This is a genomic window from Arthrobacter alpinus, assembly GCF_900105965.1.
Classification (GTDB): Bacteria; Actinomycetota; Actinomycetes; order Actinomycetales; family Micrococcaceae; genus Specibacter; species Specibacter alpinus.
Genome location: NZ_FNTV01000001.1, coordinates 4,072,591 through 4,089,936, shown reverse-complemented (window position 1 = coordinate 4,089,936; position 17,346 = coordinate 4,072,591). Strand labels below are relative to the sequence as shown.

16 protein-coding genes are annotated in these 17,346 nt (G+C 62.2%); 6 read left to right on the top strand and 10 right to left on the bottom strand.

Annotated elements, in window-relative coordinates:
* The first annotated feature begins 108 nt into the window (after positions 1–108).
* Positions 109–876 (top strand): RcpC/CpaB family pilus assembly protein, encoded by a 768-nt coding sequence (locus BLV41_RS18725; protein ID WP_244516967.1) that lies wholly within the window; start codon positions 109–111, stop codon positions 874–876.
* A gap of 24 nt (positions 877–900) precedes the next feature.
* Here BLV41_RS18725 and BLV41_RS18720 read toward each other — a convergent pair whose 3' ends face one another.
* The 9 genes from BLV41_RS18720 to BLV41_RS18685 form a co-directional block, all read right to left on the bottom strand.
* The gene (locus BLV41_RS18720) at positions 901–1,413 is read right to left on the bottom strand and encodes a hypothetical protein (RefSeq protein WP_074712902.1); all 513 of its coding nucleotides are present in this window, start codon (positions 1,411–1,413) and stop codon (positions 901–903) included.
* Positions 1,414–1,426: 13 nt separating this feature from the next.
* Complete coding sequence (locus BLV41_RS18715) at positions 1,427–5,620, bottom strand: AAA family ATPase (RefSeq protein ID WP_074712901.1); 4,194 nt, start codon at positions 5,618–5,620, stop codon at positions 1,427–1,429.
* A gap of 111 nt (positions 5,621–5,731) precedes the next feature.
* Entirely contained in the window at positions 5,732–7,321 is a 1,590-nt protein-coding gene (guaA, locus tag BLV41_RS18710) for a glutamine-hydrolyzing GMP synthase (protein ID WP_074712900.1), read from the bottom strand.
* Between the two features lie 234 nt (positions 7,322–7,555).
* Complete coding sequence (locus BLV41_RS18705; RefSeq protein WP_083360867.1) at positions 7,556–8,074, bottom strand: DUF3817 domain-containing protein; 519 nt, start codon at positions 8,072–8,074, stop codon at positions 7,556–7,558.
* Between the two features lie 83 nt (positions 8,075–8,157).
* Complete coding sequence (locus BLV41_RS18700) at positions 8,158–8,967, bottom strand: SURF1 family protein (protein ID WP_074712899.1); 810 nt, start codon at positions 8,965–8,967, stop codon at positions 8,158–8,160.
* Positions 8,968–9,263: 296 nt separating this feature from the next.
* On the bottom strand, positions 9,264–9,755 hold the full coding sequence (locus tag BLV41_RS18695) for a PTS sugar transporter subunit IIA (protein ID WP_044576613.1): 492 nt from the start codon (positions 9,753–9,755) through the stop codon (positions 9,264–9,266).
* 129 nt (positions 9,756–9,884) lie between these two features.
* Entirely contained in the window at positions 9,885–11,009 is a 1,125-nt protein-coding gene (locus tag BLV41_RS18690; protein ID WP_044576609.1) for a GuaB3 family IMP dehydrogenase-related protein, read from the bottom strand.
* A gap of 33 nt (positions 11,010–11,042) precedes the next feature.
* Positions 11,043–11,186, bottom strand: coding sequence for a hypothetical protein (locus BLV41_RS22160; RefSeq protein ID WP_170835498.1), 144 nt, complete (start codon positions 11,184–11,186; stop codon positions 11,043–11,045).
* Positions 11,168–12,121 carry a BtrH N-terminal domain-containing protein gene (locus BLV41_RS18685; protein ID WP_074712898.1) on the bottom strand — a complete coding sequence of 318 codons (954 nt, stop codon included), beginning with the start codon at positions 12,119–12,121 and terminating at the stop codon, positions 11,168–11,170. The genes BLV41_RS22160 and BLV41_RS18685 overlap by 19 nt, the downstream gene beginning before the upstream one ends.
* 121 nt (positions 12,122–12,242) lie before the next feature.
* On the opposite strand from BLV41_RS18685, the gene BLV41_RS18680 reads away from it, so the two are divergent.
* The 5 genes from BLV41_RS18680 to BLV41_RS18660 all read left to right on the top strand — a co-directional run bounded on the left by BLV41_RS18680 (position 12,243) and on the right by BLV41_RS18660 (position 15,632).
* The gene (locus BLV41_RS18680) at positions 12,243–13,148 is read left to right on the top strand and encodes a WXG100 family type VII secretion target (RefSeq protein WP_074712897.1); all 906 of its coding nucleotides are present in this window, start codon (positions 12,243–12,245) and stop codon (positions 13,146–13,148) included.
* Between the two features lie 63 nt (positions 13,149–13,211).
* Positions 13,212–13,829, top strand: a complete 618-nt coding sequence (locus BLV41_RS18675; RefSeq protein ID WP_074712896.1) for a hypothetical protein — start codon at positions 13,212–13,214, stop codon at positions 13,827–13,829.
* Positions 13,829–14,302 (top strand): hypothetical protein, encoded by a 474-nt coding sequence (locus BLV41_RS18670; protein WP_074712895.1) that lies wholly within the window; start codon positions 13,829–13,831, stop codon positions 14,300–14,302. The genes BLV41_RS18675 and BLV41_RS18670 overlap by 1 nt, the downstream gene beginning before the upstream one ends.
* Positions 14,299–14,946 carry a hypothetical protein gene (locus BLV41_RS18665; protein WP_074712894.1) on the top strand — a complete coding sequence of 216 codons (648 nt, stop codon included), beginning with the start codon at positions 14,299–14,301 and terminating at the stop codon, positions 14,944–14,946. The genes BLV41_RS18670 and BLV41_RS18665 overlap by 4 nt, the downstream gene beginning before the upstream one ends.
* Before the next feature lie 80 nt (positions 14,947–15,026).
* On the top strand, positions 15,027–15,632 hold the full coding sequence (locus BLV41_RS18660; protein ID WP_074712893.1) for a hypothetical protein: 606 nt from the start codon (positions 15,027–15,029) through the stop codon (positions 15,630–15,632).
* A 101-nt stretch (positions 15,633–15,733) separates the two neighbouring features.
* Here the strand turns inward: BLV41_RS18660 and guaB are convergent, their stop codons facing one another.
* Positions 15,734–17,245 (bottom strand): IMP dehydrogenase, encoded by a 1,512-nt coding sequence (gene guaB / locus BLV41_RS18655; RefSeq protein ID WP_044576590.1) that lies wholly within the window; start codon positions 17,243–17,245, stop codon positions 15,734–15,736.
* Positions 17,246–17,346: the final 101 nt, after the last annotated feature.

The window sequence follows — 17,346 nt, the reverse complement described above, 5'->3', positions numbered from 1 at the left end:
GCAACATCGCGTGCGTTGATTCCTCCACACACACCTGCGTGATGCGGCTTGTCCACTTTTAGGCGCTAGCCGCTGTTTCTGGCCTGCACGCGAGCCTAGCGTTGCCTCATGAAATCAACACGCACTCCCCCAACGCCGCCAGTATTTGCGGGACCTGCTTGGCGATCCCAACAGTGGTCTCGGCGTGCGTCTCCTCTTCGAAAACTGGCCCGGCTGGTTGTCCGGCGACGGCGCCTCTTTGCCGCGATGTTCCTCTGTGCGGCCGCCGCCCTGGCCGTTCAACAGCTCACTCCTGCCAGTCCCATCACCACTGGTGTGATGGTTGCTTCTCGTGATCTGCCTGCTGGTCATGTGCTCAGCGCAAATGACCTGAAGACCGCGAAGGTGAGCCCACAGATGGTTCCCGATGGTGCGATACGTTCTCCAGCAGCTGGAGTCCTTGCCGCAGGGGCCCCTCCACCCGTGGATTCCTCGACGGAGTGGCTCGGACTTCAGGTCTCCGGCCCGATTCGTCGCGGCGAGGTACTCACGGATGCGTCGCTTTTGGGCACTGGATTGTTGGCCGGCGCCCCGGCTGGCAGCCAAGCGGTTCCCCTCCGGTTGAGCGATCCCTCCACTCTCACCCTGCTCCGACAGGGGCAGTTGGTCACCGTAGTCCTCAGTAGCAGCCAAGGAATGGACGGGCCGGTGACGAACGAGACGTTGGCCGAGAAAGTGCCGGTTCTCTGGACCCCGGATCAGGAGTCAACAGGCGGAGGGCTCTTTCCAGCCCAGGAGAGCGACGGTGTCGTGGTGGTGGCGGCATCGGCCACACAGGCCGTGAAGCTCGCCGGGGCCATCAGCCGGGGCAAGGTGTTTCTCATCTTGCACAACTGACCGAGCCTGCTTGGGTGGCCTCTTTCAGCCCCTGTACGCCTTCATGTCCGCGAAGAACGTCTTGGAGGCCGGCATGTAGCAAAGCGCAATGGCCAACGAGCCAAGAACCAGCTGGGCAATGGTGGTGAATCCACCCGGGAAAACGATCCCCACCAGCTGTGACAAGGTCAGGACCACCAAGACACTTGTGGCTGTCCTGGCCCACATCCGGCCTTTGTGGAGGAAGAAGGCAAATAACACATACGCCGACACCGTGGCCAGCGCGGCCAGCACCACCGTTATGACTCCCATGTTCCGCATCGCCTCCAGGCTGAGCGTGGAGGCAGGGTCGGCAGCCAGTTGAGCCTGCAACACCTGGGCGCGCTCAGGGGAGACCGCATGGATGATGCCCATGACGGAAGCCACTATCTGAGCCGCGGCGGCGAGCACCAAGAGCCAAACCGCGACCGTGACCGGACGCGGCGCAGCCGGCCGGGGCGTGGATGAGTCCTTGTCGAGGAAGGCACCCAGCCCGGGAATGTGTGGCGGAGTAGCCATGTTTGTTCGGTCCTTATCCCCAGTGCGGGGGCTTGTTTTCGCGCAGCCATTCGTCGTGGCCATTCTCGGAGGTGGAATCTCCCCAAGTATGGGCAGCATCGTGGGGAGCAACCTTGGGCAGTAGCTCCGGTTCCTTGGCCGCAGGCACGGCCCCGGGAGCCGGCTCTGCAGCTTCCGCATCGTTTGTCTGGTCGTTTTCACTCACGAGTGTTTCGCCTTCTTCAACTTCTTGTTTTTCTTCTGCTACCTGGTTCGGAGCCACGACTGCTGCGAGCGTCGGAACACTCTCACTTGCTTCGACGGGCTCGGCAAGGTCCGCCGTGCCCTCGGCTGCGGAGGGAGTACGGCGCCGGGAACGCGGGGAATCAATCACGGCAGTCATGGACGGATCTTCAGATGAGCCCATGAGGGATGACAAAAGCGCGTCTCCGGTTCCAGTACCCAAGCCTAAGTAGCGGCCAATCTGATCGGCGCAGCTGGACGGATCGGTGAAGACCTCAATGGTCCACAACGGCACGTACCGCCAGCCTAGGCGTTCGAGCATTTCCGGGCGCAAACGGCTACGTTCGCGCACGCTCATGTTCTGGTATCTGGCGGTTCCATCCGACTCGACTGCAACTGGGACCGGAATTTCATGCTCTTCCCGGCCCAGCAACTGGATGGGATCAGGTGCGGCGGCCATGTCCAGAGCGCCGTCGTAATGATGCCATACCCGGGCGCCGCGGGCGCGGAGCCTATCGGCAAGATCTGCCACAAGGGGGTCCTCCCCTGTTTCGCGTTCACTGTCGAGGGCTCGTGTTGCCGGTGTCCCCACTAGCGAGTTGCCGGCCAATTCGCGATCAAGAAGCTCAAAGAAGTCAACCGCACCATAGCTCAGCCGGGTCTCGTCCAGATCCTCGGGACGGAAGCAGGTCACCAAGTGAATGTGCGTCCTGGCGCGGGTCATGGCTAGGGCGAACTTGGCGCGACCATCGGGCTCGGACAACGGGCCAAAGCCGTGCAGGGCACGCCCGTGCGGCGTGCGACCATAACCCAGCGAGAAGATGACACGGTCGCGGACCAAACCGGCGGCCCTGTCCACCGTGACAACACGGAAGGACTCCGGACCGGAACCAAAGAACTCGGTCAGCAGCGGGTGGTTGGCCATTTGCAGGCGGATGGCCTGCGCAACCCGAACGGCGTGGCGATCGCTGGCCGTGATGACGGCCAACGATTCACGAGGCCGGACACGGGCGTGTTCGAACACGAGGTCAACGATCCGGTTGACCTCGGCAACCACCGATTCCACGCCGCTGTCACCCATGCCGGGCAGGCCCTTGCCATCGGGCAAGTAGTCAACAGTGATGGCCCGGTCCAGACCGGTAACAGCACGCCCATCGGGCAACCGCTCCAACTGGGAATCGTAGAAGCCGTTACTGAGTTGCCGAACCAGTTCTTCGTCAACGGCTCGGTAGGAAACACTCAAGCGGTGCCGCGGGAAGACGCGAGACAGTGCGCCGAAGACGCTTTCCAGAGGATGCTGGTCAACGCTCTTGTCACCGGGTTTGTTGACCGACACCGAGAAGCTCTTGGGGCAGGCGGTTTGTTCGTCACCGAACGCCACAACCTGCTCGGCGCGGGCCAAGGCAGGCAGTGCCGATTGCAGCGAAGTGGACTCTGCATCCAAGATCACCACCGCATCGAAGCGGTAGTCAGCAGGAATGACCGAAGGCACCACCAAGGGGCTCAGCACAAAAACCGGCGCCAAGTTCCGCAGCAGATCCGGGGCTTGCGCGCTCAGGGCGGACAAGGAAACTCGCCCGTCCTTCAAGACGTTGCGGAGCATCTCGCCCTGGCGGTTGCGGCCTGTCAAGACCGCCGACCACTTCTGCGCCAAGCGCCAGCGAATGCGGCCGGGCCCGGACGCGACGTGCGTTTGGTCAGCCAAACGGAACTCGGCCTCCAAACGGCGCAGGTTCGCGCCGTCGGACATTGCCAGGTACTCATCGCCGCTGATCATGGCTTCAAGGGCCGACTGCCACCAAGCCAACTCAAGCTCGGAACCAGTCTCCTCGGCGGGGACCTCGCGACCTGCAAGGTCGTCCAGGAGTTCCCCAAGACCCTGCTCCCGCATACCTTCAAGCAGGAGCGTGCGCTCCGGCAGGGTTTCCAACGATGCCTTGGAAGCAACCAGGGCTTCCAGACGGCCGGCAAGCTCACCGGCATTGAAATTCAGCAGATCCCCACCGTCAACAGTGCGTTCAAGCACCTTGCCCAGGGTCTGCAGCTTCTCGCGCAGGCTCATGTAAGTCCGGCTCAGCTCGGCCAGGCCGGCAGGAACCGTGGGATGGCGCTTGCTCGTGGCAGCCTCGGCCCACAGTGCGCTTTGTTGATTGACCAGCACAAGTGATTCGTGCAGATCGGCGATGTGCACTCCGGGGCGAACCAGGTCCTTGGCGTTGCGGCGGAAGCGGGCGCGCTGCAGTGCAGGCATCTCGATGCCGCGCTCACGGCGCCAGCTCGCAGTGGCCGTGGCCGCGATCATCTCGTCTGTTGACCAGTCGAAGATGTCGGCGTTGAACTTGTCCAGGCTTTCGCGGATGGCCACCAGCATGTTCAGCTGGCGACCCCACTGGGAGAAGGAATTACCCTGGCGAATCTGACCAAACTCGGCCACCTCGCGCATCTTCTCGGCAAATTCCGGCACTTGCTCATTGAGCTGCTCGGCCAGGGCATAGGCGGTTTCGGTTTCCTTGCGGGTCACCATGCGCGCCCCGTGCCAGGCGCTGCTGACAGCTACCTGGCTGAACGCGCCAAGCGCTGCGGCTCGGCGCAGCCGACCGGTGAGTTCCTTGCGATCGCGGATGCTGTCCAGCACGCTGCGCTTCAGGCGCACGGTGGTGGATGGCGCCGGGTGGATCGAGGTGAGCTCGGCCAGGGACTGCATGGCCTGGTACGGTGAGCAGCCCCAACGGTCGCGCACGTTGTGCAGGCTGGCGACGTGGTCTACCAGCTGGTGGCGGTGGTCAACCAGCGTTTCATGGAGGCTGGAAAGGGCAGGTTCCGTCGCCTTTTCATTACGCGTGATGGCGCGGATGAGCTGGGACTTGATCTGCTGCGGGCCTGTCTGGGCACTCAGCTGCAGGAGCAGTGAATCGAGGCCGTGATCCGTGAAAATCTGGGCCAATTCATTGAGTGTCCCACGGCGTTCGCCCACCACCAGGACACTCTTGCCATCATGGACCAGCTGGGCAATCGCGTTGACGGCGGTCTGTGTCTGACCCGTGCCCGGAGGCGTGGAAACCAGCACTGACTCGCCGTTGCCAATCATGTCCAACACATATTGCTGGTGCCGATCGGCGTCGCGCACCAGGATTTCATCCTCGGGATGACGGTCATCCAAGGCGGCGAAACGGGAGAAATCGGGAGCAAGCTCAACCGGCAACACGTCATCGTCGCTGTGGTTGCTTAGCAGTTCAAGCAATTCGCTGCCCGCCTGCAGCGCAGGATCCTCCAAGTTATCGGCAAGGAACGCGAATGTGGAGACCACCAGATCGTGTTCCACCGTGGCCCCCGGAATGGACGCCAGCAAGGTCCGTACCCGGTCCAAAACCGGGGCTGGGTCAAAGCGAGCCGTGCTGTAGGCCAGTCGCCCCAGTGCGGCAGCGTCAAGGTGGACGTGCCACTTCTGTGCCAGGTGCTTGACCAGCGAGGGGTTCACCTGCGCCTGCTCCATCAGCTGGAGCTCATAATCATCCTGCCCCGGGCGAACCGTGAGAGCCACGGCCGCCAGCAGCACAGGTGCGCATACTTCGCCGTCGGGATGCTCCCCTGCTGAAGGTTCCCCGGCGGAAGTCCATCGGGCCATGCCGGCGCCGAGGTACCCGACATCGATCCCTCGGTCGGTGCTCAGTTCAAAAATTTTGGCGCGCAAGGCAGCGGCCGCCCGCTTAGCGGCCGAGTAGTGCTCGGGTTCGCGAATCAACGTCGACAGGCGCGTCTTTCGGCCGGCAAGCAACTGGGCGAGGCCGGACGGGTTGGCGTGCGTGAGGCTGATACTGCCGTGCCCTGTCTTTACAAACGCAAGGGCAGTGTCAGGGCCGGAATAGGAATCCAATCCAGCAAGCCAGGTTTGGAGTTCCACTGAACTCTCCATGGGGCCTGCAACTTCGGACACGGGTGCCTTCTTCTCTGCACTTGAGCGAAACGGTCTTGACCATACTGACATGCTTTTCAGGCTATCGCTCTCAGCCCGCTAATGCTTGCTCGGCACACTGAAGGGCGCCAAATTTCCCGTGATTTTACAGGCATTGGCGCCCTTCAGGTCATCTACCGGGGATTACTCCCACTCAATGGTTCCCGGTGGCTTGGACGTGACGTCCAGAACAACGCGGTTTACACCTTCCACCTCATTGGTGATTCGGTTGGAGATCCTGGCGAGAAGATCGTACGGCAGGCGTGACCAGTCGGCGGTCATGGCGTCCTCGGAGGAAACCGGACGCAGCACGATCGGGTGGCCGTAGGTGCGGCCGTCGCCCATCACGCCGACGCTGCGGACGTCCGCCAGCAGCACGACAGGCATCTGCCAAACTTCGTTATCCAGGCCGGCTGCGGTGAGCTCGGCGCGGGCAATGGCGTCTGCCTTGCGGAGCAGTTCCAGGCGTTCGCCGGTGATTTCACCGACGATGCGGATTCCCAGGCCAGGGCCGGGGAACGGCTGGCGGCCAACGATCTCGGCCGGCAGGCCCAGTTCGGCGCCCACTGCACGGACCTCGTCCTTGAACAAGGCACGCAGCGGCTCAACGAGCTCGAAGCGCAGGTCCTCGGGCAGGCCACCAACGTTGTGGTGGCTCTTGATGTTGGCTGCGCCTTCACCACCGCCGGATTCCACAACATCGGGGTACAACGTGCCTTGGACCAGGAACTTGATCTCTTCACCTTCGGAGGCAGCCTCGGCCATGATGGCGCGTTCTGCTTCCTCGAAGGCGCGGATGAATTCGCGGCCAATGATCTTGCGCTTGGTCTCCGGGTCGGAGACGCCGGCAAGGGCGTTTAAGAAGCGGTCCTGCTCGTTGGCAACGTAGAGCTTGGCGCCGGTGGAGGCAACGAAGTCGGTTTCGACCTGCTCGGCCTCGCCCTGACGGAGCAGTCCGTGGTTGACGAACACGCACGTGAGCTGGTCGCCCACTGCGCGCTGCACGAGGGCTGCGGCAACGGCGGAGTCAACGCCACCGGACAGGCCACAGATGACCTTGGCGCTGCCGATCTGCTCGCGGATGCGATCAACCTGCTCGTCGAGGATGGACGTGGCAGTCCAGTTCTTTTCCAGCTTGGCACCGTTGAACAGGAAGTTCTCCAGGACCTTCTGGCCGAATTCGGAGTGCTTGACCTCGGGGTGCCACTGCACACCGAACAGGCATTTTTCCTCGTTCGCAAAGGCGGCAACGGGGGCACCGGCGGAGGATGCGAGGACGTCGAAGCCCTCGGGTGCCTCCTGCACGCTGTCGCCATGGCTCATCCATGTGGTCTGGTCAGCACCGGTGTCGCTGAGGATGGAGCGGCTTTCGCCAAGGATCTGCACTTGGGTGGAGCCGTATTCGCGCAGTCCGGTTTCAGCTACGGTTCCGCCGAGGGCCGCGGCCATGGCCTGGAAGCCATAGCAAATGCCCAGGACCGGAATGCCGGCTTCAAAAAGGTCTGCACCAACGTTGGGTGCGCCCTCAGCGTAGACACTGGAAGGTCCACCGGAGAGGATGATGGCAGCTGGGTTTTTAGCCAGCAACTGCGCAGTTGTATAGGTATGCGGCACGATTTCCGAGTACACATTGGCCTCACGCACACGGCGCGCAATCAACTGGGCGTACTGGGCACCGTAGTCCACAACCAGGACGGGCTTCTGGGAAGTCTGGGCCGTAGCGGGATTAGTCACCCCTCAATCTTAACCCACGGCGGCACCAGCGCGCCCCGACGCTGTGCTTTCCGTGATGAGCGACTCAAAATGGGCCCGTCATGAACCGCATATCTCAAACGCCGCATCATCTTTAGGGGTTAAAACCGTTTCGCTCCATCAACGATTGCAGAAGCGTTCTCAATTTAGGGCCCGAAAGTGATGCGGCGTTCATGAGTGAAGCGAGTTGTGGTGCAGCTGCGGTTAGTGCTGCCTTTAGTACCGTTTTCCGGCCTTGGGGTTGGCGGCGACCTCGGCGAGGACTTCCTTGTGCACCTTGGCCTCAACGAAGAAGGACAGGAAAGGAATCACACCGCCGAGTGCAATCAGCACCAGCTTGCCAAAGGGCCAACGCATCAAGGTCCAGAGGCGGAAATCGGCGATCAGGTACACCACGTACATCCAACCGTGGATGATCAGAACCGTGGTGGAGAGGTTCACGCCGCCGGTGATGGGCATGACGCCGCCGTCAATGTTGACCAGGCCGAAGCCGTGACTGGCACCGAGGGTGTCCGTGCCGCCAGCCACCAGAACGCTCTGGAAGGCGTAGCGGAGCACCAACTCAATGACGAGCAGCAACAACATGATGCCCGTTGCGTAAGCGAGCACCTTGTAGAACTTAAGGGCTGTGAGGATCTGTGCCGGAGTGCCACCGAAGCGGCGCTTGGGGGCAGCCTTGGCTGGCTGTGCGGTGGCGTGCACGGGGGTTGATTCGCTGTTCTTGGGCTCGGTCACGGTGCCGGCTCTCCTCAATCGTTTCTGGTGGTGGGCGTCGCTGGTTTCAGACGGTGCACGGTGGCATGTCCGGGTGTGCTGAGTCAGGGCGTTTCGTCGTCGTCATGTTCGAGGTCGTAGAGCGCGTCCTGGTCACGGCGGTAATCGTCCGCTACCAAGCGCCACCACAGGAAGACGGCGAATCCGGCGAACACGGCCCACTCGATTGAGTAGAAAATGTTCAGCCAGTTAATCTTGTTATTTTGGTCTGTTGCCGTCACGGTAATGGGCACCAACGCGTTGCTCGTGGCATCGGCCCCCACGTCCTGGCCGTCAATGATTTCGCTGAAGGACACGATAAAGGACGCATACATGCTCACGTTCCACCGGTTGGTCAGCTCGGCCGAGGACAAGGCCGCAACCTGGCCCTCAGGAAGATCCTTCTTCAGAACTGGCCCTTCCGAGTTCAGGAGCCGGCCCTCAAGTTCGACGCCGCCAACAGGCACCGCGGGAACATCACCCGGGGAGGCAACCCATCCACGTGCAACCGGGATCACCACTTCTTGGGTGGCCGCGGATCCAACGGGTGGAACTGCGCCATCGACCACAAACCCTGTTACCGCCCAATAGCCTTCATTGCCATCTTGGAGTCGGGAAGGCACCAAGACCTGTTTGGTGGGATCAAAATGGCCTGTGGCGGTCACCATCTGGCCTTCAATATCGCCTGTCATAAGGTGACCAGGTTGCAGGGTGTCCAGCAGTGGCTGGACCTTCTCCGTTACGGAGGGCGGGGCAACGTCCTTTTCAAGCGAGCGGGAGAACTGCCATTGGCTCAAGAGGACCAGAACGGCTGATACGGCAAGGGCAAAGACCAGCGCGGCGATCCATTTGGGCTTGACAGCAGTTTTTAACACACTTCAAAGGTACTTCGTAACCGTGTAGAACAACGAATGCAGTGATGACGACCGCACAGGCGTGGGTGGGCCCACACGCCCGAGGGACCCGCCGCGAGCTTGCGAGCGGTGGGAGGGCGTGGGTGGGCCCACGCGCCCGAGGGACCCGCCGCGAGCTTGCGAGCGGTGGGAGGGCGTGGGTGGGCCCACGCGCCCGAGGGACCCGCCGCGAGCTTGCGAGCGGTGGGAGGGCGTGGGTGGGCCCACGCGCCCGAGGGACCCGCCGCGAGCTTGCGAGCAGTGGGAGGGCGTGGGGACTAGTGGTCGAAGAACACCAGGGTCGAGTTGATCAGCTCGGCGATAACCTCGGCGTCGTGGGCGCGGCGCAGTGATTCACGGAAATTTTCCTTGAACAGTGAGCGTGCCAAGGTCGCCAGGACTTCCAGGTGGACGGAAAAGGAGCTGGCGGGCGTTGCAACGAGCAAGATGACGGTGGCTGGCCCATCCACCCCACCAAAGTCCAGGCTGTGGTCAAATTTGGTGATGCCCACGGCGATGGAGATTTCCTGCACAAAGTTGCTTCGAGCATGTGGGAGGCCGATGCCGCCGGGCAGGCCCGTGGCCATCTGGTGTTCGCGGGCGTTGACGTCCCTCAGGAACCCGTCAAGATCAGAAACTCGGCCCTGCTCAAAGAGTTTGGTTGCCAACTGCAGCGCCGCGTCTTCCTTGGAAACAGCTTCCATTTCCAAGATCACCAGGCCGGCGTTGGTCAGTTCAGTTTCATAGCGTTCCAGTGAACCCGGTGTCATCTGTACCTTTCAAGGCGGACGGCGGCGTAAATCTGCATCCAGTCTATCCGGTGCCGCTTAACCCGGCGCATTTGAGGCAAGAAAATGCCCCGGCCAGCTAGCTGACCGGGGCAATTTCAGGAGGCAAAACTATGCGGAAACAATCACGTCGATCCGCTGGAATTCCTTCAGATCTGAATAGCCCGTGGTGGCCATTGCGCGGCGCAGTGCACCGATCAGGTTGGAGCTTCCATCGGCGCGGTGGGCCGGGCCGTGCAGAACTTCTTCCAAGGTACCCACGGTGTCCATCTTCACGCGGTGGCCGCGCGGCAGTTCGGCGTGGTGCGCTTCGGCACCCCAGTGCCAGCCCTGACCGGGAGCTTCGGCAGCACGGGACAGCGCTGCGCCGAGCATGACGGCGTCGGCACCCATGGCAATAGCCTTGACGATGTCACCACTGGAGCCCATGCCGCCGTCGGCGATGACGTGAACGTAACGTCCCCCGGATTCATCCATGTAGTCACGGCGGGCGGCCGCAACATCGGAGATGGCGCTGGCCATGGGTGAACGAATGCCCAAGGCGCGGCGGGTGGTGGTGGAGGCGCCGCCGCCAAAGCCCACCAGGACGCCTGCGGCGCCGGTGCGCATGAGGTGAAGCGCGGAGGTGTAACCTGCAGCGCCGCCTACAATCACGGGAACATCGAGTTCGTAGATGAACTGCTTGAGGTTCAGCGGCTCGGTGGTTTTGGAGACATGCTCGGCGGAAACCGTGGTGCCACGGATCACGAAGATGTCCACGCCAGCGGCAATCACCGTCTTGTAGAACTCCTGGGTGCGTCCCGGTGTCAGAGAGCCGGCAACCGTAACGCCCGCGGCACGGATCTCGGCCAGACGCGCCGTGATCAGCTCTTCCTTGATGGGTTCACTGTAGATTTCCTGCAAGCGGCGGGTGGTTTCGGGATCAATGACCGAACCCTCCAGCGTGGCGATCTCATCCAGGACGGACTGCGGGTTCTCGTAGCGGGTCCACAGGCCTTCCAGATCCAGCACGCCGAGTCCGCCGAGCTTGCCGAGGGCAATGGCGGTCTCCGGAGACATAACCGAATCCATGGGCGCGCCAATGACGGGCGCCTCAAACTGGTAGGCGTCGATCTGCCATTTCACCGACACATCTTGGGGATCGCGAGTACGCCGGGCAGGCACAATCGAAATCTCATCCAACGAATATGCGCGGCGTCCACGCTTTCCACGGCCAATCTCAATCTCATAAGTCACGCCCCTAGCCTATCGCAGCGAGGGCCGGAGCCATTAAAGCGCGTCGGCCACCGAACCACGCAGGGCCAGGGCTGCTTCGGTTTCAAGTTCGGCGATGACTTCAACTTTCTTGGCCATAGCCGCAAAATCTGGCTTTCCCGCGGCACCGACCAGCTTGGTCACCGCGTCCCAGTGCATGCCCAGGGCCTGGTATTGCGTGGCCGCCTCGTCCAGCACCGAAAGGTCGACGCCGGGCACAGACTCCCGAGCAGCGCCACCTCACGCAGAAATTGTGAGTACAACGGGCGCAAGGCGCCGGGTCCGCTGAACCGTTTCCCGGCCAACAACCCGTGCAACATGCTCAAGCCAGCCTGGGAGCGTTCGGGATCGGCGAAGATCCGCGGCCACCCGAGTTTGGACGTCGAATCCAAGAGGCGGTGGGCCCAGGTCTGCATGCCCATGATGCCAAAATTCTTTGCATAACCCGGCGGAATTCCGGGAGGCGATTGCTGGGTCAGCAGTTGTTGCGCTGTCTCGGCCACGGCCTGCCGCAGCACCTCCCCTGTTAGGGAATCGCCCTCGCCCTTGACCACGTGCGCCTGCCAATGCTTGTCGGCTTTGCGCGATCCGCGCGCTTGTGCCAGCTCTTGCGCCCCGAGCAGCCGAAGCTGTCCGCCGCCGTCGTCCATCAGGTAGTCCTCGCCTTCCCTGGCCACCACCGCCATGTCCACGGAGTCCATGTCCGCCAGCGGATCCTCGGCCACCCACGGCAGCTTGCCGCGCACAACACGCACGACGGCGGGTACCCCGGATTCCAGCGCGGCATCCAGTCGCGACTGGGCTAGCTTGGCGCTGCCGGTCTGCTGGATGTTGACCGCGGCACCACTGCGACGCAGCAAATTCTCGGTGTATGGGCCAGGGTGGAAACGGGTGACAGCCGAGGCCGTGGTGGTCTCCTTGTATTCAAACGTGAAGATCATGAAACCGATACCGCCGGCCAGGCCCGCCAGCATCGCCTCACTGAAAGGGGCATTGCTGAAGGGATTGCGGACACCGGACGCGGCCAGGACACGGGTCCAGAGCCCTGAGTCCCAGTGCGAATATTCGGTGCAGGGGTCATAAGGGGGAAGCATTCGTTGAGTCTATCGGTGGATGGTGACTCCTACCCATCGCGCCCTAACGCTTAGGTGGCCTAGGCTGAAACGAAACTTGCGGGTGTGTCCGCATCCATTTTCGACTCAGACAGGCGAGGCTATGGCAGATGGCATGATCGGCGCGGACCCGGACCAACTTCGGGATCTCGCCAAGACCATGGAGTCCTCGGGCAGCAAGCTCAAGCATGTGGCGGCCTCACTGAACAGTGTCATAGCCAATGCCCGTTGGAATGGGCCGGACAGCGAGAAGTTCCGCGGCCAATGGAACAACGGCATGCGCAAAACCTTGCACTCCACTGGGCTCATGCTGGCCGAACACTCCAATCTGCTCAAGGTCCAGGCCGACGAACAGGAAAAAACCAGTGCCGTTGACAGCGGCGGCTCGGGATCGGCAGGCGGTCCGGGTGGCTCGGGCGGATCAGGCGGTTCCGGTCCGGGCGGATCCGATTCACCGTTGCAGGGCCTCGTGGATGCCAACGGCAACCCGATCTATCAAACAGGCAACCTGGTGGCCACCATAGGTGGAACCTTTGCCAGTAACCTCCTGAGCAAAATGGTCGACGCCGGTCTCCTGCGCAAGATGCCGTGGAGCCTTTTGAGCGCCGAGGCTGGCCAGTTGGGCCAGTACGTCAAGGGCACCCAACTGCTCAACGGTCTTTCCATGGTGGGACGTGCCGCTGGAGTGCTAAGCGTCATTGGTGGCGGCGTCCAGTTCGCCAATGGCTACATCAATGGCGATGCGAACCAAATGATTGACGGTGGCGTGACTACCGTTTTGGCCGTTGGATCCTTCATTCCGGTGGTTGGCCCAGCCTTCGCCGTGGCGGGCATCGCATGGGCCGGTCTGGGATTGCTCTCCAGTTCTCTTGGCTACGGTTCAACGAGTGAGATGATCGGGGCCGGGGCCCAGTGGGTAGGCGACAAGGCCGCCGACGGTGCCAAATGGCTTGGCGAAGAGACCGCCAACGTTGCCAAGAAGGCCTGGGGCTGGCTCTCCGGTGGATAGAGTTGGGGCATACCGCCGCACATTTTGAGACTTAACCGCTTTGGACTCCACCAAGAAGGAACAATGACCAACGAATCAGATCTCCTCCTGACCGACCATGAACTGCTAGCTCTTCTGGCCATGAATCCAACTCAGTCATCCGCCTCCACCCGTGACGTGTTCCGGCTCGGCGGCGTACCGCACCAGGATGTTTTGGAACGCGCCGGAATTACTACGCTACTGGCTCGCGGAATGGCCGAGCCCAGTGGTGATGACATCATTCCCGCCGAGCGGGGTGCCTTGGTCGCGGCGGTATTGACCACCGCAACCGCATGGCTTGAGGTGGCCTTCGTGACTCCCGCCGCCGACCATGTCATGTTCGTTGCCGCATCGGAGCACGGCTCCTTGCTCCTGTCGTTGAACCGGCTTGGCGCCCACCAGGTTCGGCCCGTTGATACCTCCGAGGGCTTGGCCCATCTGGGCGTTCTCCTCACGAAAGCGTATCTTCAGGACGCAACGGACGGCCTTCCGGCTGCGGCCATGGTCACGCACCATGCACTCTCTGAAACTTCGCGCACAGCCCATCTCAAACGCGACGAAGACGAGACGTGGACCTTGCAGACTGGCCAAGGTGAGGCAGCACAGACGGCCACGGTTCCAGCCGCGACCGCGTTTGAGCTGTTCAGTTCAGCTCTGGTCTAATGCCCCCGCCTTCTCATCGGTTCGCTTCTGCGCTCAATGCCACGCCGCGCGGACGTGCGGCAGCGCTCATGCTGGCCACAGGCGCCGTCGTACTGGTCTTTGCCGTGATGGCGCTCGTTAACCCCACTCTGGGCGGACAGCCCCGGGGGTTGGCGGCCGGAATCGGGGCGTTGGTTTTCGCCGCAGTACTTCTGCTCCTGTGGATGCGTACGCGGACCCTCCCGGCCGTACAGCCGCCGGGTGAAAGCACTGAACCCTCCTTGGTGAAGAAAAAGGCTGCGATTCTGGCAACTATTGCCGTCGTTCTATGGCTCATGGCCGGCCTGTTTTGGTATTTTTCAGCCCTCGGCATCAACCTCCGCTACGGCATGGACCCCGTTGTTCTTGCCGTGCCGTTGACGATTTACCCGCTGCTGATTCTCGGGGCTCGGAAGCTCGCCAACACCGCACGCCCGAAAGTAGAAGGACAATGAACTACACCACCCCCTTTCCCGCTATGCCGGGAAAACCACTCGACTACTGGCTTGACTCGGACATGGCCCGAATGGCTCCGGAGACCACCACCTCGGCCCTGCGCGACATGGCGTGGGCGTACGGGCAGTGGCGGGGCTTCGCCGTTGCCATGACAGGTCTGGGCACCGCAGTCCTTGCCGGTGGGCTGCTTGCCCTCATCATGATGCGCGGCGCTCCAGGATTATGGATCAGCCTGATCTTAGGTGGTTTGGCCCTGCTGTGCGTCAGCATTTACATCACGACGGCAAAATTGCCCAAGATCGCCCGTGCGGCCCAGCCCCGAACGTCCCGTGCACCGGGAAGAACTGCTTCGGGCTTGAGTCTCGCAGCTCTCATGGTCTTTGCCGTGGGCGGCCCCATGGCGTTGGCATTGCACGGCTGGCTATCGGAGGGCCCCGGCCCCGCAATTTCTTTCGTGGTAGTTGCGCTGCTGTTTCTCTTGGGTATCGCCAGCGTGTTCGTGGGGCCGGCCTATTGCGCCCAACATGCGCGGCAAGGCTTCCGCGGCTACATCAACAAGAGCCCCGCGCTGCGGCAGGAGCTTGAGGCCCTTTCATCCACGTGGCACGACCCCTCCGGCAACAGAAGCTTCGGGCCGCTGTAGGAATCTTGGCCGCTACCGCTTGCGACCTCCCCAGACCTCGCTGCCCTCGGCCGGGGCCCCTCGGCCGCTACGCTTAGCCCATGACTGAAACTGAATTACGCATGACCGATCATGAGCTGCTTGCCCTGCTGTCCATGACACCCACGGAGTCGGCGGCCACTACCTTGGGCCTGTTGCGACTTGATCAGCACGGCGACAACGAGCTCTTCCGCCACGCAGGAGTCACCACTTTGATGGTGCGTGGGCTGGCCGCACCACAGGGCGAGAAGATTGTGCCGGTGGAAAATGCCGCCATTGTGGGATCCGTTATTGCACAGGCTCAAGAGTGGTTGGAAATCACGCTGGCCGCACCCGCTTCCAGTCATCTGCTCTTCGCCGTTGGCTCCAACGTCGGGGCCGTCCTGTTGAGCATCTCCCCGTTCGGTGTGCACGATGTCCAGCCCATCGAGTCCGGGCCCGCCATGATGGAGCTTGGCCTGCACCTGTGCAATGAGTACCTCGCGGCCGGCACCGAAGGATTCCCCGCCAAGGTGAGCATTCGGCGTATGCGCGTCGATGCCGAGACAGTCCAAGCATTTCTGACGGCCGTGGAATCGGGACCATGGGAACTCGCTCTTGGATCCGTTGAAAGCACCCACCCAGCCGCCGAAGCTCTCGAGAACTTCAAGGCCGCCTTGTCCGCCTAGCATTGTCGTATCTAGCGTGAGAAACGCAGAAACGGCGGCGACCCACCCGTGAAAGGTGAGCCGCCGCCGTCGAACCTTAACCGCAGTCCTGCGCGGGCAAGTTACTTGTTGTAGTTCGGTGCTTCCACGGTCATGGTGATGTCGTGGGGGTGCGATTCCTTCAGGCCGGCAGCCGTGATGCGGACAAACTTGCCGCGGGCCTTCAGCTCGGGAATGGTGGGCGAACCAACATAGAACATGGTCTGGCGCAGGCCACCAACCAGCTGGTAGGCAACCGAAGCCAGCGGGCCGCGGTAAGCAACACGGCCTTCAATGCCCTCGGGGATGAGCTTGTCATCGCCGGAGACATTGGCCTGAAAGTAACGGTCCTTGGAATACGAGGTGTTGTTGCCACGGGTCTGCATGGCGCCCAGTGAGCCCATGCCGCGGTAAGCCTTGAACTGCTTGCCGTTGACAAACACGGTCTCGCCCGGGGATTCCTCGGTGCCGGCCAAAAGTGAACCGATCATGACGGTGTCGGCGCCGGCAACGAGTGCCTTGCCGATGTCGCCCGAGTACTGCAGACCGCCGTCGGCAATCAACGGAACACCGGCCGGGATAGCTGCCTTGGCGGACTCGTAAATGGCGGTGATCTGCGGAACGCCAACACCAGCAACAACGCGAGTGGTGCAGATGGAGCCCGGGCCAACGCCAACCTTGATGCCATCGGCACCGGCGTCGATCAAGGCCTGAGCACCCTCACGGGTAGCCGCCTGGCCGCCGATGATGTCAACGTGGGCAGCGGCCTTTTCGCTCTTCAGGCGTGCGATCATTTCCAGGACTCCCTGGCTGTGACCATTGGCAGTGTCAACGAACAAGGCGTCCACGCCAGCCTCAACCAGGGTCATGGCGCGCTCGTAGCCGTCACCGAAGAAGCCAATAGCAGCACCAACGCGCAGGCGGCCCTCGTCGTCCTTTGTGGCCAAGGGGTACTGCTCAGCCTTGGCGAAGTCCTTCACGGTGATCAGGCCGCGGAGAATTCCGGCGTCGTCAACCAGCGGGAGCTTCTCAATCTTGTTCTTGGCGAGCAAGTTGGAGGCGTCCTCGCGGCTGATGCCCACCTTGCCGGTGATCAACGGCATGCGGGTCATGACGTCGCGCACCAGGCGTTGAGAGTATTCGTTTTCGGGGATGAAGACGGTGTCGCGGTTCGTAACGATGCCCATGAGGCGTCCGTCGTTGTCCACGACCGGCAGGCCCGAAACGCGGAAGCGGGCACAGAGCTCGTCCAACTCGGCCAACGTGGCCTCTGAGCCAATGGTCACCGGGTTGGTGATCATGCCGGATTCGCTGCGCTTGACCAGGTCAACCTCTTCGGCCTGACGCTCAATGGACAGGTTGCGGTGCACAACACCCAAACCGCCCTGGCGGGCCATGGCGATGGCCATGCGGGATTCGGTCACGGTGTCCATGGCGGCCGAAAGCAGCGGGGTCTGAACAGTGATGCGCTTGGACACGCGTGAGCTGGTGTCCGCATCGGAGGGGATCACGTTGGTGTGTCCGGGAAGGAGCAGGACGTCGTCGTACGTCAGTCCAACAAAGGCGAATGGGTCATGAATTTCGGGCTGGGACACGAAGGCTCCTTGGCGGGGTAGAACCGGTGGGTGTGTGCATCCGATGGCCGGTCCCGTAATTACGAAGCTGGCCTGTGCGTTGGTTACAGTCTAAAACGAAA